We start from the raw sequence: 18,853 nt of genomic DNA on the forward strand, positions 1-18,853 counted from the left end.
AAGGGCGACCCGAGGGCCGCCCTTTCTGCATTTGGGGCTTACCGGGCCTTAGGCGGCGAGGCGGCGCAGCACATAGTGCAGGATGCCGCCGTTCCTATAATATTCATACTCGTTCTCGGTATCGATCCGGCACAGGGCCTTGATGGCCTTGGTGCTGCCGTCGGCGAAGTGGATGGTGACATCCACATCCTGCTGCGGCTTGATCGACCCTTCGATACCGGTGATATCGAAGGTTTCGGTGCCTGTGAGGCCGAGGCTTTCGCGGCCCTGCCCGTCCTTGAACTGCAAGGGCAGCACGCCCATGCCGACGAGGTTGGAGCGGTGGATACGCTCGAAGCTTTCGGCGATCACGGCTTTGACGCCCAGAAGGTTGGTGCCCTTGGCGGCCCAGTCACGGCTCGATCCCGTGCCATATTCCTTGCCGCCGATGACGACGAGCGGAATACCGGCTTCCTGATATTTCATCGAGGCGTCGTATATCGACATGATGTCACCGTCCGGCTGATAGGTGGTCCAGCCGCCTTCGGTGCCCGGCGCCATCAGGTTGCGCAGGCGAATGTTGGCGAATGTCCCGCGCATCATGACTTCGTGGTTGCCCCGGCGCGAGCCGTAGCTGTTGAAGTCGGCGACCTGAACACCCTTGCCCTGGAGGTATTTGCCGGCGGGGCTGTCCGGCTTGATGGCCCCGGCGGGCGAGATATGGTCGGTGGTGATGCTGTCGCCCAGAAGCGCGAGCGGACGGGCACCCAGAACGTTGTGGGTGTCGTCAACATGCTGGGTCATGCCGACGAAGTAGGGCGGATGCTGGACGTAGGTGCTGTCCTTGTTCCAGTCATAGGTCTCACCCTCGGCAACCGGGATCGCCTGCCATTCGGGCGTGCCTTCGAAGACGTTGGCATAGCGCTCGATGAACATGTCACGGGTCAGCGACTTGGCGATGGCCTGGTGGACTTCATGGTTGGTCGGCCAGATATCCTTGAGATAGACATCGTTGCCGTCTTTGTCCTGGCCGAGCGGCTCGGTGGTGATGTTGATACGCATGGAGCCTGCGATCGCGTAGGCGACCACAAGGGGCGGCGAAGCCAGATAGTTGGCCTTCAGGTCCTGGCTCACGCGGCCTTCGAAGTTCCGGTTACCCGAAAGGACGGAGGCACACACCATGTCGTTCGCGTTGATGGCCTTGGAGATCGGGGCGTCCAAGGGGCCCGAGTTACCGATACAGGTGGTGCAGCCATAGCCCACAAGGTTGAAGCCGAGCGCGTCCAGATGCTCGGTCAGACCGGCCTTCTCCAGATAGTCGGTCACAACCTGGGAGCCCGGCGCCAGCGAGGTTTTGACCCACGGCTTGCGCTCGAGGCCGAGCGCATGGGCCTTCTTGGCGACGAGGCCAGCAGCGATCAGCACACCCGGGTTCGAGGTGTTGGTGCAGCTGGTGATCGCCGCGATGCAGACATCCCCGTTGGTGAGCTTATAGTCTTCGCCTTCAACATCGTAGGAGGCCGACGCGTCCTTGCCGAAGTCTTCGAGAACCTTGTCGAATTCGGCGGCCGCAGTCGCCAGTTCCACGCGGTCCTGCGGGCGTTTGGGGCCAGCAAGCGACGGCACGACGGTCGAGATATCCAGCTCAAGCGTGTCGGTGAACACCGGCTCGGGCGAGTCCGCGCCGCGCCACATGCCCTGTTCTTTGGCGTAGGCCTCGACCAGTTTCACACTTTCTGCGTCCCGGCCGGTGAAGGTCAGGTAATCCAGCGTCTGTTTGGAGATCGGGAAGAAGCCGCAGGTGGCGCCATATTCCGGCGCCATGTTGGCGATGGTCGCCTGGTCGGCCAGCGTCAGTTCATCAAGGCCTGAGCCGAAGAATTCGACGAATTTGCCGACAACGCCCTTCGCGCGCAGCATCTGCACGACAGTGAGCACGAGGTCGGTGGCGGTGATGCCTTCCCGGAGCTTGCCGGTCAGCTTGAAGCCGACAACTTCCGGGATCAGCATGGAGACCGGCTGGCCGAGCATGGCGGCTTCGGCTTCGATACCACCGACACCCCAGCCGAGAACGGCGAGGCCGTTGACCATGGTGGTGTGGCTGTCGGTGCCGACGCAGGTATCCGGGTACGCCACCGTGCGGTCGCCGTCTTTATTGGTCCAGACCGTCTTGGCGAGATATTCCAGGTTCACCTGGTGGCAGATGCCGGTTCCCGGCGGAACGGCCGAGAAGTTATCCAGGCTGTTCTGGCCCCAACGCAGGAATTCATAGCGCTCGCGGTTGCGCTCCATCTCCAGGTGAACGTTTTCTTCAAACGCTTTCGGTGTGCCGAACTTGTCCACCATGACCGAGTGGTCGATCACCAGGTCGCATTTGGCGAGTGGGTTGATCTGCTTGGGGTCGCCGCCCATGGCCTTCATGGCGTCACGCATGGCGGCAAGGTCAACCACCGCGGGCACACCGGTGAAGTCCTGCATCAGAACCCGGGCCGGGCGGTAGGCGATCTCGTGGTTCATGCGTTGCTGTTTCTGCCAATCGGCCAGCGCCTGGATATCTTCCACTTTTACGGTGTCGCCATCTTCATAGCGGAGCAGGTTCTCGAGCAGAACCTTCAGCGTGTAGGGGAGGCGGGAGGTGTCGCCGATTTTGCCTTCTGCGGCCTTGAGACTAAAATAATCATATTCCTTGCCGTCCACCATAAGGGTGCGGCGGGTCTGCAAGGTATCTTGGGGTGCGGATGCCATAAGGTAAGGCCCTCCAGTCAAAGGGGTTTGAAATAGGCCGGCTTTCTGCACTGTAAAGCGCTAAAATTGGCCGAAAACCGTTGTTATTTGCGCCGAACCATCTTGCAAGCAGGGGACTGTTGAAATAGTATGCGCTGCCCCGCTTCTCCCTTGCTTGGCAGACTCCTCTGCGGCCCGGGTTTCAAGCTTCCTCTAACACTTTTTGTCAGGACAGTCATGGGTTTGTACACTGAATATTTGAAAGAGATCGAAACGCGCAAAAGCCAGGGCTTGCATCCTAAGCCCATCGAAGATGGCGCGCTGGTAAAAGAGATCATTTCCCAGATCAAAGACCTCGCGAACGAACACCGGAAAGAGTCGCTCGAGTTCTTTATCTACAACACCTTGCCAGGCACCACGAGCGCGGCCGGTGAGAAGGCAAAGTTTCTGAAGGATATTATCCTCGGGGACGCTGCCGTTGCGGAAATCTCGCAGGATTTTGCCTTTGAGCTCTTGTCACATATGAAGGGTGGCCCGTCGGTTGAGGTTCTTCTCGACCTGGCGCTTGGGGATGATGCAGCGATTGCCGCGAAAGCAGCTGACGTCCTTAAGACGCAGGTTTTCCTGTATGAAGCGGATACGGACCGGCTGGCTAAGGCCTATGCTGACGGCAGTGCCGTCGCCAAGGACCTTCTGGAAAGCTACGCGAAGGCTGAGTTCTTCACCAAGCTGCCTGCCATTGACGAAGAGATCAAGGTTGTCACCTACGTTGCCGCGGAAGGCGATGTGTCCACCGATCTTCTTTCGCCGGGCAACCAAGCGCACTCCCGCTCGGACCGTGAACTGCACGGCAAATGCATGATCTCGGAAGAGGCGCAGGCGGAAATCGTCGCGCTCCAGAAACAGCACCCGGACGCACGCGTGATGCTGGTTGCCGAAAAGGGCACCATGGGCGTGGGCTCGTCCCGCATGTCCGGCGTGAACAACGTGGCGCTTTGGACCGGCCGACCCGCCAGCCCCTATGTTCCTTTCGTGAACATCGCCCCCATCGTTGGCGGCACCAACGGTATCTCGCCGATCTTCCTGACAACGGTTGGCGTGACCGGCGGTATTGGCCTCGACCTCAAGAACTGGGTCAAGAAGCTGGACGCTGACGGCAAGCCGGTTCTGGACGAAAATGGCGATCCGGTTCTGGAGCAGGTCTATTCCGTAGACACCGGCACGGTTCTCACCATCAACACCAAGACCAAGAAGCTGTATAACGAAGCTGGCGACAAAGAACTTGTCGATATCTCGTCGGCGCTGACCTCGCCGAAGGTGGAATTCATCAAGGCGGGCGGTTCCTATGCGGTTGTCTTCGGCAAAAAGCTGCAAAGCTTCGCGGCTGAAACGCTGGGCATCAGTACGCCTGCCGTTTATGCGGCTTCCAAGGAAATCTCCCATGAGGGCCAGGGCCTGACGGCTGTTGAAAAAATCTTCAACAAGAACGCCGTGGGCGTGACGCCGGGCAAAGTGCTGCACGCCGGTTCCGACGTTCGCGTGAAAGTGAATATCGTTGGCTCGCAGGACACCACCGGCCTGATGACGGCCCAGGAACTGGAAGCCATGGCGGCGACGGTTATCTCGCCCACGGTTGACGGTGCTTACCAGTCCGGCTGTCACACCGCGTCTGTGTGGGACAAGAAAGCCCAGGCGAACATTCCGAAGCTGATGAGCTTCATGAACAAGTTCGGCCTGATCACCGCGCGCGATCCGAAGGGCGTTTATGCGCCGATGACCGACGTGATCCACAAGGTCCTCAACGACATCACCGTTGACGACTGGGCTGTGATCATCGGCGGCGACAGCCACACCCGCATGTCCAAGGGCGTTGCCTTCGGGGCCGACTCGGGCACCGTGGCGCTGGCGCTGGCAACCGGTGAAGCCACCATGCCGATCCCGGAATCGGTCAAGGTGACCTTCAAGGGCACCCTGAAGGACCATATGGATTTCCGCGACGTGGTGCACGCAACCCAGGCACAGATGCTGAAGCAGTTCGGCGATAACGTCTTCCAGGGCCGCGTGATTGAAGTGCACATCGGCACCCTGATTTCCGACCAGGCCTTCACCTTCACCGACTGGACGGCAGAGATGAAGGCGAAAGCCTCCATCTGTATTTCCGAGGACGAGACGCTGATCAAGTCGCTCGAAATCTCCAAGAGCCGTATCCAGATCATGATCGACAAGGGCATGGAAAATGCTGCGGGCACGCTCCACGGCCTGATCAAGATTGCCGACAAGCGCATTGCCGAAATCAAGTCGGGTGAGAAGCCGGCGCTGGCGCCTGACGACAATGCCAAATATGCCGCCGAGTTCGTAGTGGACCTGGACCAGATCGTCGAGCCGATGATCGCCGACCCGGATGTGAACAACGCCGACGTCTCCAAGCGCTATACCCACGACACGATCCGCCCGGTTTCCTTCTACAAGGGCGAGAAGCAGGTCGACTTGGGCTTTGTCGGCTCCTGCATGGTGCACAAAGGCGATATGAAAATTGTCGCCCAGATGCTCCGCAACATCGAGAAGCAGAACGGTACGGTGGAGTTCAAGGCACCGCTCGTGATCGCGCCGCCGACCTACAACATCGTTGATGAACTGAAGGCTGAAGGCGACTGGGCCGTTCTGCAGAAATATGCCGGCTTTGAGTTTGACGATACGGCGCCAAAACATACGGCCCGCACCCAGTATGAAAACACCCTGTATCTGGAACGCCCGGGCTGTAACCTCTGCATGGGTAACCAGGAAAAGGCTGAAAAGGGCGACACCGTCATGGCGACGTCCACGCGCCTGTTCCAGGGTCGGGTTGTTGAGGATTCGGCCAATAAAAAGGGTGAATCGCTCCTGGCTTCCACGCCTGTTGTCGTGCTCTCGACGATCCTCGGCCGGACGCCCAAGATCGAAGAGTATGAAGCCGCGGTTGAGGGTATCAACCTCACGCATTTTGCGCCGCCGCTCGGCAAACCGCCGGTGACTGCACTGCATCACTAATCACGGGTTCGGGCATCCTCGGGCATCCCCGGGGTTACCTGACGACAAGACAATCCGGCAGCGTGCCTCGTGTGCGCTGCCGGTTTCTTTTTCTGCACAAATGGTCTCTGCTTCACGGTCGGGCCGGTCGCAGTCCTCTGTGTGCTACAAAAAGATGTGAACGAAGAAGCCCTTGTCCCCATGCCCCTTACGCGGCAATAAAGCTTACTTAACTCCCGGCCTCTGTATAAGGACGCTTGGGGGCTTTTGGCAGGGGGCGGAAGTCTGTGCGTGTATTGCTATCATTCATTCTGGGGGTCGTAGGCCTTGCCGTGCCAGCGGTTGCGGCCGACAGCCTGACGATTACCTATTATGATTATCCACCCAAGATGACGATCGTGGGTGGTAAGCCGGCAGGTGCGCGTATCGATCAGATGACGGAAATCGTCGAAGCCGCCGGTTTGAAGGTGCGTTGGCTCAAGGCATCCATCAGCCAAGAAGCCGATATGCTGAATGCGGGAAAGCGAACTTTCTGTGCGACCGGGCGCAGTTATACGCCGGACCGCGCGAAGCGCTGGGTTTTCCTGCCTTATTATCTGGATGCTTTATCCGAACATGTGATTGTTGCCCGCACGGAAGATGCAGCTCGGATTCGTAAGTTAAAGACCGTTTCGGCTGTGTTGGCGGACAAAAGTCTGACCGGTGTTCTGTTGCAGAACTATCTCTATGGACCGGTGGTGGACCCGATCCTGGCCAAAGGGCTTCCATGGGTCAGCCGTCAGGCGAACATGGTGGTGCAGGAAATTGACATGATCCGGTTGGGCCGCGCCCATTATACTATCGTGCCGGTTCAAAGCTGGCGGGCTTATCAGAAAGCGAACGATGGCGCGCGCGGGCTTGTCAGTATCGACACGTTTGGCGCCATGCCGCGGGACTCGCTCTATATCGCCTGTAGCCGGGCGCTTGATGCGGCTACGATCGCCGCGCTTGAAAATGCGATGGCGTCTCTCGGCTACCGTCCTGTTGACTTTGACAAGCTCCCTAAGGCACCCTGAGGCTAGGTTTTACGCCTGACATCGTTTGGGGGGCTTGGAAATTTACCAAACCCTTACCATTTTAGGTATATGATGTCTGTGCGAGGCGCGGAACGCGCCATGTTTGGGAGTATATTGCATGACCGCAGAAATTCTGGCCCTTGCTCTTCTGGCTTTGACGGCTGCCGCCGCTTTTAAAGTGGCCCGTCCGACGCCGCGCCGCGTGCCGGTGCGCGTGAAGAACCGCCGCCAGCCCTAAACTAGTTTTCAGCCTTGGACGAACCCTGTGGCATGGTGTCTCAGGGCCATGTTTTTAGGCAAACTTCAGGCAGGCAGGTCGGCTTTGACCGACAGGGCATGAACAGGTCCCGCAAGCTCTTCCTTCAAGACAGACATCACCATACGCTGACGCTCCAGCCGGCTTTTGCCTTCAAAGGCTTGGCTGGTGATTTCGACCCGAAAATGGCTCTCGCCGCCTTCCCTGTAGCCGCCATGGCCCCGATGCCGTTCCGACTCGTCGATCACGGCGAGTTCAACAGGCGCGAGCGCCTCAGTGAGTTTTTTTTCGATAATTCTGGTGACTTCGCCCATAACTGCCTTACTTTCACTCGATTGAAGCCGGAATTTTCATACGTTCCAAGTTGGCCCGGCCACTGGTAAATGCTTATGGCATTCTTTAGACTGGTGATCAAAACCGATCTGACATGTGCCGAATTGACAAGAGGATGAGTAAATGACCGCCATCGCGGCCGAGAAATTGCCGAGTTTGACCCTGCCTGAAGAGAAAGTGTCCGTTCGGGAGACCTTCGGGCTCGATTTCGATATGGAAGTTCCGGCCTTTGCCGAACGTACCGAACATGTGCCGGACATCGACCCGACCTATGTGTTCGATCCCGACACCACGCTCGCCATCCTTGCGGGTTTCGCCCATAACCGCCGGGTGATGATCCAGGGCTATCACGGTACGGGTAAATCGACTCACATCGAACAGGTTGCGGCGCGCCTCAACTGGCCGACCATCCGCGTCAACCTCGATAGCCACATCAGCCGGATCGACCTTGTCGGCAAGGACGCGATCGTGCTCCGGGACGGCAAGCAGGTTACCGAATTCCAGGAAGGCATCCTGCCGTGGGCGCTGCAGAACCCGACCGCGATCGTGTTCGATGAATATGACGCCGGCCGCCCGGACGTGATGTTCGTGATCCAGCGTGTGTTGGAGGTTGAAGGCAAGCTCACGCTTCTCGATCAGAACCGCGTTATCCGCCCGCACCCGGCGTTCCGTATCTTCGCGACCTCGAACACCGTGGGCCTCGGCGATACCACCGGGCTTTATCACGGCACGCAGCAGATCAACCAGGGCCAGATGGACCGCTGGAACATCGTGGCCACCCTCAACTATCTGCCGCATGACACGGAAACCAATATCATCCTCGCCAAGGAAACCGGCTACGACACCGATGAAGGCCGCATGATCATCGGCAATATGGTGCGCGTCGCGGATCTCAGCCGCACCGGCTTCATGGCGGGCGATATTTCCACCGTCATGAGCCCGCGGACCGTGCTCACCTGGGCGCAGAACGCCCGCATCTTCGGTGATGTCGACTTCGCGTTCCGGGTCAGCTTCCTCAACAAGTGCGATGAAGCCGAGCGTCCGATCGTGGCGGAATATTACCAGCGTTCTTTCGGTACCGAGCTTAAGGAATCGGCAGCTAACCTGGTTATCGGCGCTTAAGGGCGTTTTCGGAGCCCATCATGGCTGACGGCAGTAACAATTCCAAAGAAGTGTTCGAGCAGGCGCTCGCGGCCGCCACCCGTGCGGTGGCGGAGGACAAGGCCATGGAGGTCAAGTTCACCGCAGACATGCCGGGCATGACGGGCGAGGAAGTCCGCGTGCCCTATCTGCCGCATAAGGTGAAGGCCCGCGATATCGCCGAAGTGCGCGGCCAGGCCGACTCGCTCGCGCTCAAGCACCGCTATCACGATGCCAAGCTCCACAGTAAACTGGCCCCTGGCGGCAGCCTTGCCCGCGCGGTGTTCGATGCGGTCGAAGACGCGCGCGTGGAAGCCATCGGCGCCCGCCAGATGCCGGGCATGAAAGCCAACCTTGGGGCCTTGGCCGAAAAGAAAGCGCTGGAGGCTGGCCTCGGCCGTCCGTCATCGGATGAAAGCGGCCGGCTTGCCCATGTTCTGGGCCTTCTCGTCCGGGAGAAACTGACCGGTGCGCCGCCGCCTGAATCCGCCGTGGTCGCGGTCGAAAGCCAGCGCAAATGGCTGGAAGAAAGCGTCGGGCATCTCCTGGGCCAGCTTGAAGGCAAGCTCGGTGACCAGAAGGGCTCCGCCATTCTCAGCCGCACCATCATCGCCGAGCTGATCGGCGGTGAGGACGGGCAAAGCGAAAGCGAAGACCAGCCGGAACCCAACGCCGAGGATGACGGCACCTCGCCCGAAAGCCAGGACGGCGAACCGGGAACGGAAGAAGGTGACGAATCGCAAGGCGCTGAGTCGTCGGAGGATGGCGAGGGCGAAACCGCTGATGATGACGCGTCATCCGAAGCAGCGCTCGACGAAATGGACGATACCGAAGGGGAAGCCGGCGAAGGCAAGCATGAAGGCAGCATTCCGTGGCGGCCTAACCGCCCGCTCGACAGCCTGCCGGACATGCCGTTCTATAAGGTCTTCACCGAGGAGTTCGATGAGGTTGTGAAGGCTGAGGAGCTGTGCGACCTCGATGAGCTCGAACGCCTGAGGAAATATCTCGACCAGCAGATGGCGCACTTGTCCGGTGCCGTCTCCAAGCTGGCGAACCGCTTGCAGCGGCGCCTGTTGGCACAACAGCGCCGCCATTGGCAGTTCGACCTTGAGGAAGGCATCCTGGATGCCGGGCGCCTCGCGCGCGTGGTGTCCGCGCCCACCAAGCCGCTTTCCTACAAGCTGGAGTCTGACACCGAGTTCAAGGACACGGTGGTAACGCTGCTCCTGGATAACTCCGGCTCCATGCGGGGCCGGCCGATTTCCATCGCCGCCATTTCGGCGGATATTCTCGCGCGTACGCTGGAACGCTGCGGCGTGAAGGTGGAAATCCTCGGCTTCACCACCAAGGCCTGGAAGGGTGGGCAGAGCCGCGAGAAATGGCTGCAGGCCGACAGGCCCAAGGCGCCCGGCCGCCTCAATGACCTCCGCCATATCATCTACAAAACCGCTGACGCGCCGTGGCGGCGCTCGCGCCGGAACCTTGGCCTGATGATGCGCGAAGGGCTCCTCAAGGAAAACATCGATGGCGAAGCGCTGATGTGGGCGCACAACCGCCTGATGGCGCGGTCGGAAGAGCGCCGCATCCTGATGGTGATCTCGGATGGCGCCCCGGTCGATGACAGCACCTTGAGCGTCAACACAGGCACCTATCTTGAACTCCACCTCCGGCAGGTGATCAAATGGATCGAGGACCGCTCGCCGGTTGAACTGATCGCCATCGGCATCGGGCATGATGTCACGCGCTACTATAAGCGCGCGGTGACCATATTGGACGCCGAACAGCTCGGCGGCGCCATGACAGAACAGCTCGCGTCTCTCTTTGAGGAGACGCCGCCCACCCCGCGGAGGATTCGCGCGTGAAACGTTTGATGCAGCACAAAGGCAAGCTGGCGCTCCTTTTTCTGGCGGGGCTTGTGGCGGCTTATATCGTACTGCCGCACACGGGCCAGGCACAGACTGGTCTGGGCGAACGGCCGACGCATATCCAGGCGACCGCTATCCCGCTCAACACCGATGACCCTGCTGACCGCACGGTCGGCAAGCTGCAGTATGTCGCCGGCTGGGCCTTGAAGGCCGATGACCCGCGCTTCGGCGGCTGGTCCGGGCTCGTGGTGCGCCCGGGCGGCAAGAAGCTTGTGGCGATCAGCGATATCGGTGTCTGGCTGACGGCCGACCTGGACATGAGCGCGAAACAGCCGCTCAGCGACGCCAAGATCATTCCGTTTGAACCCGCGCAGGAACATGCGTCCAAATCGGCGTATGATTCCGAAAGCGTGATCGAGATGCCGAACGACACCTCGGCCGAGGGTCATTATATTGTCAGCTTCGAACAGAAGCACCGGCTGCATTATGCCGTGCCCGGTGGGCCTAACAGCCGCGCGCCTTATTCTGACGTGATCGACTTTACCGGGGTTGAGAAAAACTCCGGCATGGAAGCCATCACCTGGATGCGCGGCGGCGCGGAAGACGGCAAGCTCTTGGTCTTCATCGAGGACCCGATCGACGACAGTGGCAACATCCCCATGTGGCTTGCCGGGAAAACCCATGCCGACCGTCTATGGCTCGTCCCGCCCAAGGATTTTGCCGCCACCGATGCCGCGACGCTTTCAAACGGCGATGTGCTTCTGCTCATGCGCTATTATTCACCGCTCAAGGGCAGTGCCGCCAAAATCCTCCGCATCAAGGCGGCGGACATCAAACCTGGTGCTGTGGTGCATGGCGAGCTGCTGGCGACCCTGCGGCCGCCCCTCAGCGTCGACAATATGGAAGGCCTGACGGTGATCGAACGGCCGAATGAGCCGCCGCTTCTCCTGATCATCTCGGACGATAATTTCCGCCTGACCCAGCGCACGCTTCTTATGGCCTTCACGCTGGGCGCCGGGTAAGAAGGCCCGATGGACAAGGGACAGAATGAACAGGTCTCGGCGCTTGTCGAGCAGGCCCAGGCGCTTCTGTATGACGAGGCGGCCGAGGAAGCGCACGCGCTGATCCGGTCCGGCCTTGAGGTTCATGACCATGTGCGGCTGTGGCGTTTCCTGCGCCGGATACTCCTGATCCTCGGGGAGGAGGAAGAGGCCGCCGCCGTGATGAAGCGGGTGATCGATCATATCCATGCGCCCACGCCGGGGGAGCTGGCGCTTGCGAGCTCACCCAAGTCGGCGTTCACGCGGCTTCAGAAGCACAAGATGCTGTTCCTGCATATCCCGAAATGCGGCTCCACCACCATCAAGGACATGCTCTATTATTCGCTCACGGGTGCGCGTGGCGAAGGCCATGCCCATTCGCTTCTGGCGAAGGAAGCGCCCTATGCCTATGAGGATCGGCGCACGCTGGGCCGGGACTATGCCGACTGGTTCAAATTCCTGGTGGTCCGGGACCCCATAGCCCGGCTCAGGTCCTATTACCGGTTCAACCTGGTCTTCACCAATGACCTGTCGAAGGAAGTGCCGGGACGGGAAACCTATTTCGGGCTCGACCTGCAGCCGGACTATGACACGTTCCTCAAACACCTGCCACGCTACCGGCAGATATTCCGGACCTTGCGGGCCCATACCAACCGGCTGTCTGACATTGCAGGCCATGACCCGGCCATTTTTGATTGGATCGGCACCGTTCGGGCCATGGATGAGCTGCGCGCGCGGCTTAGCGCCCAGTCGGGGGTCGACATCCCGCCGATCCATAATTTCCGGTCACACGAAATGGCGACCATTGAGCCCAACCAAGCCCTTGAGGCTCAGGCGCGGGAGCAGTATGGCGCCGACTATGCGGCCTTCGGCCAGTATTTCTGACGGCCCGCCCCGACGTTCCCACAAATGAAAAGCGCCGCAGCCGGTGGGCCGCAGCGCTTCATGGAATTCTTTGTAAGAAAGAAGCTTAAGCTGCAGCTTGCTTCTTCTTGATTTCCTTCTTCAGCTTCAGTGCAGCAGCCGACAGGTCTGCGTCACGGGCTTTGAGGAGGAAATTGTCGAGGCCGTTGTTGTGCTCAACGGAGCGCAGAGCGTGCGCGGAAACACGCAGGCTGACGGAGCGGCCGAGAATGTCTGAAAGCAGCGTGGTTTTCAGAAGGTTCGGCAGAAAACGGCGGCGGGTTTTGTTGTGAGCGTGGGATACGTTGTTACCCGTCATCACACGCTTACCGGTCAATTCACATACACGCGACATGTTTCGTTATCCTTGTTTTTCTATCAGGGAACAGCCCCTGAGAATCTTTATGATCCATGTAGCCAGGGCGCTGACGTGCGCTATGACTGGCGGCGTGGATAGGCGATTCGCGGCGAGAGGTCAAGCTTTATTGGCTTCTAAGGCCCAGAAAAGCGCCCTATTCGCCTATTTTACACCCCCGTTCAGGAGGGATTGACAGCGCTCCCACACCGGCGCAGGTTATGCCGTCGATGGGGGTTTTATGAACCATAGTTTACTGCGCTCGGGTGAGAGTCACCAGTTCGAGAATTTCTGGCGGTCGGCCTGGCCGCGCCAGGGAATGCCGACAAGCGACCAGCTTGATTTTGACCGGTTGGGGTCCCTCAGGGACTTTCTGATCATCGGCCGCTATACGCCGGGTATGACGCCCTCCATGGTTATCACCCATGTCGGCAAGGGCATCACCGATATCCTGAATGCCGATGTCACAGGCTCCAATTATTTCGATACGCTGGGGGAAGCGGACCGTTCGGTCGTGATCCGCGTCTATGATGCCCTCATCGCCAACCCGTGCGGGCGCTGGCGGATCATGCGCTACGGCTACGAAAAAGGCATCCAGCTACCTGTCGACACCACCACCTTCCCGTTCCGGGATGCAGAAACCGGGGCCATTTATATGGGGGCGCTGAACATTCCGCTTGATGATGCTGTCCCCGCGGGGCTTGCAGGCCGGGCGCTGACGACCGAAACCGGCAGCATGGCGGAATGGCTGAATATGGGCCAGGGTATGCCCCATGACCTGATGCTGGCTTAGGCTGTGGTGTTTACCGCACGCTGATATTGCCGTGTCGCGCTTGCCCCGAAACAGACGAACCGAATGTCCTGAAGGCTGGTTGCCGGATGCTCGGCCAGCCATGCCCGAACGGCTTTGGTGGCAACTTCGGCGGCCTGTCCGACAGGGTAGCCATAAGCCCCGGTGCTGATGGCAGGGAAGGCGATGGAGGTGAAGCCGTGGGCTTCAGCAATATCCAGGCTCGTGCGGTAACAGCTGGCCAGCAAATCGGCCTCGCCTGCATCTCCCCCACGCCAAATCGGACCTACGGTATGGATGACGAAGCGGGCGGGCAAAAGGTAGCCTTTGGTAATCTTGGCATCCCCCACCTCACAGCCACCGAGCGGGCGGCATTCTTCCTGAAGTTCAGGCCCAGCTGCGCGGTGGATCGCACCGTCGACACCGCCGCCACCCAGAAGCGAACGATTGGCTGCGTTGACGACAGCATCGACTGCTTGGGCTGCGATATTGCCCTCAATGACATTGAGTACGGTCACGGCTAAAGAGCCGGCCGGTTTTTCGCGAATCCGGCGGCGGCCTCAAGCTTGCGTCCGACCGCGAGAAGCTGGTCTTCGCGGAACAGGTTGCCCCACAGGGTAATCGCGTGCGGTACGCTCCTTATCGGGCGTGGGCCGTCGGCCTTGGTGCCGGTCAGCAGCTTGGTCTCACGCTTTTCCATGGCGGTTGGCAGCGTCAGGCTCGGGTAGCCGGTGTAGTTGCTGATCACCAGGATATCGTCGTTCCAGTTGGGGCAGACGATGACGTCCACATCCTTATAGATATCGGCCATCATTACCATCACCTGGCGGCGGAAGCGGTCCAGCTGCAGTGATTCGACCGCCGAATGGAAGCGCGCGGCGCGGAACAGCGTCGGCCAAGCGTTGGTCTGCTGGGACACAAGCAGGTCGTCCCGGTCGGAGAGCGTCAGCTCTTCGAACGCGGCGGCGGCTTCCACTTCCAGGTTGGTCAGCAGGGTTTTATAGGGCAGGTCCGGCAGGCTGATCTTCTTGAAGCGGAAACCGAGGCCCTTGAGCGTCTTGAGCGCGGCGCGGTCCGCGTCTGTTGCCTCCGCCTCGAACCAGGCCGGGTCGTAGCCGAGGGTGATGTCGGCGTCCTTCATGGCTGGGCCGTCGTAGGCGAAGCCCATGTCTATGGCATAGGGGTCCTTGCCGTCCGGGCCATTGAGCGCCGCAATCACCAGCGGCGTGTCCTCGACCCCGCGGCACAGGGTGCCGACCTTGTCGAGCGACCAGCATAGCGGCATCGCGCCGGTGCGCGGCACCCGGCCGAAGCTGGGCTTGAGCCCGGTCACGCCACAGCGCGAGGAGGGCGAAACGATGGAGCCGTATGTCTCCGTCCCGATCGAAAAGCCGCATAGCCCGGCGGCGGTGGCGGCGGCCGACCCGGCGCTGGAGCCCGATGAGCCTTCATCCCGGTTCCAGGGGTTGCGGGTGACGCCGCCGAACCATTTGTCGCCCCACGCCAGCGCCCCCATGGTGCTTTTGCCCAGGAGGACGGCACCGGCCTCACGCAGGCGGCTTGTGACAGCGGCGTCATCCTTCGGCACGCGGTCGCGGTAAGGGGCCGCGCCCCAGGTGGTCAGGATATCCTTGGTGTCGAACAGGTCCTTCAGCACATAGGGGATGCCGTGCAGCGGCCCCCGGTCATGGCTCGCCTTCAATTCCGCGTCTGCCTGTTTGGCCTGGGCGCGGGCGAGGTCGGCGGTCAGGGTGACGAAGCATTCCAGCTCCCCGGCGTATCGGTCGATCCGCTTCAGGTAAATCTCGGTCAGCCGCGCCGAAGTGATCTGCCCGGTATGGACCCAGTGGCTGAGCGCGGTCAGCGGCGCGAAGGCGATGTCTTCATCGCGCTTGGGCAGCGCACCCGGTTTTCCCCCGGCGAGCGTGACCTTATTCTCCTGCGCGGCATAGGTCCGGCCCGGCAGGCGCGGGTCGAAGATCAGCGCCGGAACGTCATGTTCTGTCAGTTTCACGTGGGCGCGGCGGAGGCGGATCCGGTCGACTGCTTCTTCGAGCGTGTCGAAAATCTGCGCGCGCTCAGCCGGGGTATAATGGACGTCCATCAGCTTTTCGGCGACGCTCAGCTCTTCCGGGCTTTTGATCGGAACATCGGCTTTGGCGGGTGCCCCCGCGGCGACACTGCTGACGATTCCGGTGGCGGCCAAACCGCCGACGGCCCCCGCGCCTTTCAGGATCTGGCGCCGGTTCAAAAGATTGGACATATCGCGTCCCCCTTATTTTCTCCCACGAACGTTCCTAACTATAGGGTTTCCTTTTGGCGCCGGAAACCGCTATTAGGCGAAGAGGGCCACACGAGTAACGGAATTTAGTACGAGCGTACCATGGCGGGGATCATCAAGGCGGTATTGGGGCCGACCAACACGGGCAAGACCCACTATGCGGTTGAGCGGATGCTGGGCTACGCCTCGGGCGTCATGGGCTTCCCGCTAAGACTGCTCGCGCGCGAGGTCTATGACAAGGTCGTCGCCATCAAGGGCAAGCGCCAGGTCGCCCTCTTGACCGGTGAGGAGCGCATCGTGCCCGAAGGCGCGCGCTATTTCCTCTGCACCGCCGAAGCCATGCCGCGTCATACCATGGCCGACTTTGTCGCCATCGATGAAATCCAGATGGCGGCGGATACCCAGCGCGGCCATGTTTTCACCGACCATCTTCTCAATACCCGCGGCCGCCATGAAACCCTGTTCCTCGGCGCCAGCACCATGGCGGGCATCATCCGAAGGTTGGTGCCGGAAGTCGAAATTGTCGGGCGGGAGCGTTTTTCCAACCTGTCTTTCGCCAAGGCCACGAAGCTCACGCGCCTGCCGCGCCGGAGCGCGATCGTCGGGTTTTCGGCAAGCGATGTTTATGGCCTCGCCGAGCTGATGCGCCGGCAAAAGGGCGGTGCCGCCATCGTCATGGGCGCTTTGTCCCCGCGCACGCGCAACGCGCAGGTGGAGATGTACCAGTCGGGCGAGGTGGAATATCTCGTCGCCACCGACGCCATCGGCATGGGCCTCAATATGGATATCGCCCATGTGGGCTTCTCATCGCTGACCAAGTTCGACGGCCGTACATTCCGGGACCTGACCGCGGCTGAAGCCGCGCAGATCGCGGGCCGCGCCGGGCGTTACCAGAAGGACGGCACCTTCTCGACTCTGTCGGGCGGTGACCCGATGGACCCGATGATGGTGGCGCAGATTGAGGAGCATCAGTTCGATGCGGTGAAGCGGCTTTATTGGCGGAATCACCGGCTCGATTTCGGCACGCTTGCCCGGCTCGAACGCTCGCTGGAGATGCCCGCGACCATCGATGGCCTTCACCGCGTGCGCGATACGGTCGACCTTCTGGCGCTCAAGGCGCTCAAGGCCGATCCGAAGATCGCTGAGCGCGCGACAGACCCGGCTGCGGTCGAAAGGCTTTGGAATATTTGCCAAATTCCGGATTTCCGCAAACTTTCCCGGGAAGATCACGTCGGCTTGCTTCGCCGTATTTTCGTTGACCTGATGGGTCCGGCGGGTGTGATCCCGCATGACTGGGTCGCGGCTCAGGTGAAGCGCCTTGACAACTGCCACGGTGACATAGATACCTTGGCCGGTCGAATTGCCAGCATCCGCACCTGGACGTACGTCTCGCACCGGAAAGGCTGGCTTGAGGATGCCGCCCATTGGGCGCATGTAACACGCAGTGTCGAGGACAAACTGTCCGACGCGTTGCACGAAAGATTAACCCAGCGTTTTGTGGACAGGCGTACAGCTGTCCTCATGCGCTCGCTCAGGCAAAGGGGCCAACTCAGCGTGAGCATCGATGCTGAAACGAACCAGGTCTCGGTCGAAGGACACGAGATCGGCGAACTCCAAGGTTTTTCCTTCCGCGTAGACCCGGAAGCTGGCGGCGACGAACGGAAGACCCTGCAATCGGCTGCGGAAAGCGCCCTGCAGGTTGAACTGACCCGGCGCGCCAAACTGTTTGCCAATGTCGGCTTTAAGACGCTGGCCTTCGACTTTTCCGAAGGACTCGACAAGCCGAAGGTCTTGTGGGAAGGCGCGGCGATCGCGACCGTCCATGACACAGGCGCGTTGTTCGCACCCAGGGTGAAGCTGGTCGCTTCGACCCTGCTGACCGGTGAAAACGCTGACCTCGTGCGCGAAAAGACCCAGGAATGGCTCGATACCCGCATCGCCGAGAAGATGGAGCCGCTGGTCAAGCTGGCCCAGGAACTCAACGGTGACATCGAAGCCCCCGAGGGTGCCGCGCCTTTGAGCGGGCTTGCACGTGGTGTTGCATACCGGCTTGTTGAAAATTACGGCGTCATCAGCCGCGCGGCTGTGGCGGAAGACCTCAAGCAGCTCGACCAGGATGCGCGCAAGGGCCTGCGCCGCTTCGGCATCCGCATTGGGGCCTCCAGCCTTTATATCCCGCTCATTCTGAAGCCGCACGCCAACGAACTGCGCCTGATGATGTGGGCGATGGCAGGCAAGCGCGAAGGCCTGCCGGCCCTGCCGACGCCGGGCATGGTCTGGGTCGACATCCAGGAGGGTGCACCCAAGGAATTCTATGAGCTTGCGGGCTTCCAGATCGCCGGTAAAAAGGCCGTGCGCGCGGACATGCTCGAGCGTCTCGCCGACGCCGTGCGCCCCTTGGGCCAGGGCGGCGAATGGTTCGAAGTCACTCCGGAAATCATGGGCCTCGTCGGCCTGTCGGGTGAGGATTTCGCCGACGTGATGCAGGCCGCGGGCTATAAGCACGAGGTCCGTCAGGTCCCCGCCGCCAAGAAGGCTGAGACGACTGAAAAGTCGTCTGAAGAGGGTGCAACTGTTGCAGAGGCGCCTGTTGCAGATGCAACAGAAGCGGCCGCAACTGTTGCAGAATCGTCGGCTGAGACGACTTCCGAAGCGCCTGCCGAGACCGCTGAACCGGCCGCTGAGGCACCCGCCGAAGCATCGGCAGAATCTCCGGCAGATGCATCGGCAGAAGCGCCGGCAGAAGCTCCGGTCGAGACGCCTGCTGAGACTCCGGTAGATGCCTCCGCCGAAGCCTCCGAAGAAGCTGCCGCTGAGGTACCCGCCGAAGCAGGCGAGGGTGAGCTGGTTGACCGTTTTGTCTTCCAGTGGGCCCCGCGCCGCAAACCCCGCCCGGAAGGCGCTGGCCGTCCGCGCAAGGGTGGCCGGGACGCGAAGGGCGGTGCCCCGCGCGGTGACCGTGGCAAAGGCAAGCCGGGTGCCCGCAAGGGCGGCGACCGTGGCGACCGTGGCGGTGCCCGCCCCATGAGTGCGCGTCCGCCGAAGAAGGACAAGCCGGTCGACCCCGATTCGCCATTCGCGGCGCTGATGGGGCTCAAGGACCAGCTCGCCAAGAAGAAGTAAGCC

13 protein-coding genes are annotated in these 18,853 nt (G+C 60.8%); 8 read left to right on the top strand and 5 right to left on the bottom strand.

Going from position 1 to position 18,853, the window contains the following annotated elements; genetic code table 11:
- Positions 1 to 48 precede the first annotated feature (48 nt).
- Positions 49 to 2,724 (bottom strand): aconitate hydratase AcnA, encoded by a 2,676-nt coding sequence (acnA, locus tag K6118_RS03530; protein WP_281500574.1) that lies wholly within the window; start codon positions 2,722 to 2,724, stop codon positions 49 to 51.
- A gap of 216 nt (positions 2,725 to 2,940) precedes the next feature.
- Between acnA and K6118_RS03535 the strand changes: the two genes are divergently transcribed.
- Together K6118_RS03535 and K6118_RS03540 are read left to right on the top strand one after the other, a co-directional pair.
- Positions 2,941 to 5,730, top strand: a complete 2,790-nt coding sequence (locus K6118_RS03535) for a bifunctional aconitate hydratase 2/2-methylisocitrate dehydratase (protein WP_247118839.1) — start codon at positions 2,941 to 2,943, stop codon at positions 5,728 to 5,730.
- 266 nt (positions 5,731 to 5,996) lie between these two features.
- Positions 5,997 to 6,764: a transporter substrate-binding domain-containing protein gene (locus K6118_RS03540; RefSeq protein ID WP_247118840.1), complete on the top strand. Its 768-nt coding sequence runs from the start codon at positions 5,997 to 5,999 to the stop codon at positions 6,762 to 6,764.
- A 303-nt stretch (positions 6,765 to 7,067) separates the two neighbouring features.
- On the opposite strand, the gene K6118_RS03545 is transcribed toward K6118_RS03540, so the two are convergent.
- Positions 7,068 to 7,334, bottom strand: coding sequence for a BolA family protein (locus tag K6118_RS03545; RefSeq protein ID WP_247118841.1), 267 nt, complete (start codon positions 7,332 to 7,334; stop codon positions 7,068 to 7,070).
- A 142-nt stretch (positions 7,335 to 7,476) separates the two neighbouring features.
- On the opposite strand from K6118_RS03545, the gene cobS reads away from it, so the two are divergent.
- From cobS to K6118_RS03565, 4 genes are read left to right on the top strand one after another with little or no spacing between them, the layout of a single operon-like run.
- Entirely contained in the window at positions 7,477 to 8,475 is a 999-nt protein-coding gene (gene cobS / locus K6118_RS03550) for a cobaltochelatase subunit CobS (protein WP_247118842.1), read from the top strand.
- A gap of 20 nt (positions 8,476 to 8,495) precedes the next feature.
- The gene (gene cobT, locus K6118_RS03555) at positions 8,496 to 10,355 is read left to right on the top strand and encodes a cobaltochelatase subunit CobT (protein WP_247118843.1); all 1,860 of its coding nucleotides are present in this window, start codon (positions 8,496 to 8,498) and stop codon (positions 10,353 to 10,355) included.
- The gene (locus K6118_RS03560; RefSeq protein ID WP_247118844.1) at positions 10,352 to 11,380 is read left to right on the top strand and encodes an esterase-like activity of phytase family protein; all 1,029 of its coding nucleotides are present in this window, start codon (positions 10,352 to 10,354) and stop codon (positions 11,378 to 11,380) included. Before cobT ends, K6118_RS03560 begins: the two co-directional genes overlap by 4 nt.
- 9 nt (positions 11,381 to 11,389) lie before the next feature.
- Positions 11,390 to 12,283 carry a sulfotransferase family 2 domain-containing protein gene (locus tag K6118_RS03565; protein ID WP_247118845.1) on the top strand — a complete coding sequence of 298 codons (894 nt, stop codon included), beginning with the start codon at positions 11,390 to 11,392 and terminating at the stop codon, positions 12,281 to 12,283.
- Between the two features lie 85 nt (positions 12,284 to 12,368).
- On the opposite strand, the gene rpmB is transcribed toward K6118_RS03565, so the two are convergent.
- Positions 12,369 to 12,656 (bottom strand): 50S ribosomal protein L28, encoded by a 288-nt coding sequence (rpmB, locus tag K6118_RS03570; protein ID WP_247118846.1) that lies wholly within the window; start codon positions 12,654 to 12,656, stop codon positions 12,369 to 12,371.
- Positions 12,657 to 12,897: 241 nt separating this feature from the next.
- Here rpmB and K6118_RS03575 point away from each other — a divergent pair, with 241 nt between their 5' ends.
- Positions 12,898 to 13,449, top strand: coding sequence for a hypothetical protein (locus K6118_RS03575; RefSeq protein WP_247118847.1), 552 nt, complete (start codon positions 12,898 to 12,900; stop codon positions 13,447 to 13,449).
- Here the strand turns inward: K6118_RS03575 and K6118_RS03580 are convergent.
- Positions 13,446 to 13,964 carry an O-acetyl-ADP-ribose deacetylase gene (locus K6118_RS03580; RefSeq protein WP_247118848.1) on the bottom strand — a complete coding sequence of 173 codons (519 nt, stop codon included), beginning with the start codon at positions 13,962 to 13,964 and terminating at the stop codon, positions 13,446 to 13,448. The genes K6118_RS03575 and K6118_RS03580 overlap by 4 nt on opposite strands.
- A gap of 2 nt (positions 13,965 to 13,966) precedes the next feature.
- Positions 13,967 to 15,709 carry an amidase gene (locus tag K6118_RS03585; protein WP_247118849.1) on the bottom strand — a complete coding sequence of 581 codons (1,743 nt, stop codon included), beginning with the start codon at positions 15,707 to 15,709 and terminating at the stop codon, positions 13,967 to 13,969.
- A gap of 120 nt (positions 15,710 to 15,829) precedes the next feature.
- Between K6118_RS03585 and K6118_RS03590 the strand changes: the two genes are divergently transcribed.
- The gene (locus tag K6118_RS03590) at positions 15,830 to 18,850 is read left to right on the top strand and encodes a helicase-related protein (RefSeq protein WP_247118850.1); all 3,021 of its coding nucleotides are present in this window, start codon (positions 15,830 to 15,832) and stop codon (positions 18,848 to 18,850) included.
- The last annotated feature ends 3 nt before the right edge of the window (positions 18,851 to 18,853 follow it).

The sequence above is a fragment of the Kordiimonas marina genome (assembly GCF_023006325.1).
GTDB classification, from domain to species: Bacteria; Pseudomonadota; Alphaproteobacteria; order Sphingomonadales; family Kordiimonadaceae; genus Kordiimonas; species Kordiimonas marina.

Excerpts from the sequence above, each read along its gene's own strand:
- acnA (WP_281500574.1), bottom strand. The coding sequence starts at position 2,724 with ATGGCATCCGCACCCCAAGATACCTTGCAGACCCGCCGCACCCTTATG.
- K6118_RS03535 (WP_247118839.1), top strand. The coding sequence starts at position 2,941 with ATGGGTTTGTACACTGAATATTTGAAAGAGATCGAAACGCGCAAAAGC.
- K6118_RS03545 (WP_247118841.1), bottom strand. The coding sequence starts at position 7,334 with ATGGGCGAAGTCACCAGAATTATCGAAAAAAAACTCACTGAGGCGCTC.
- cobS (WP_247118842.1), top strand. The coding sequence starts at position 7,477 with ATGACCGCCATCGCGGCCGAGAAATTGCCGAGTTTGACCCTGCCTGAA.
- cobT (WP_247118843.1), top strand. The coding sequence starts at position 8,496 with ATGGCTGACGGCAGTAACAATTCCAAAGAAGTGTTCGAGCAGGCGCTC.
- K6118_RS03565 (WP_247118845.1), top strand. The coding sequence starts at position 11,390 with ATGGACAAGGGACAGAATGAACAGGTCTCGGCGCTTGTCGAGCAGGCC.
- rpmB (WP_247118846.1), bottom strand. The coding sequence starts at position 12,656 with ATGTCGCGTGTATGTGAATTGACCGGTAAGCGTGTGATGACGGGTAAC.
- K6118_RS03575 (WP_247118847.1), top strand. The coding sequence starts at position 12,898 with ATGAACCATAGTTTACTGCGCTCGGGTGAGAGTCACCAGTTCGAGAAT.
- K6118_RS03585 (WP_247118849.1), bottom strand. The coding sequence starts at position 15,709 with ATGTCCAATCTTTTGAACCGGCGCCAGATCCTGAAAGGCGCGGGGGCC.
- K6118_RS03590 (WP_247118850.1), top strand. The coding sequence starts at position 15,830 with ATGGCGGGGATCATCAAGGCGGTATTGGGGCCGACCAACACGGGCAAG.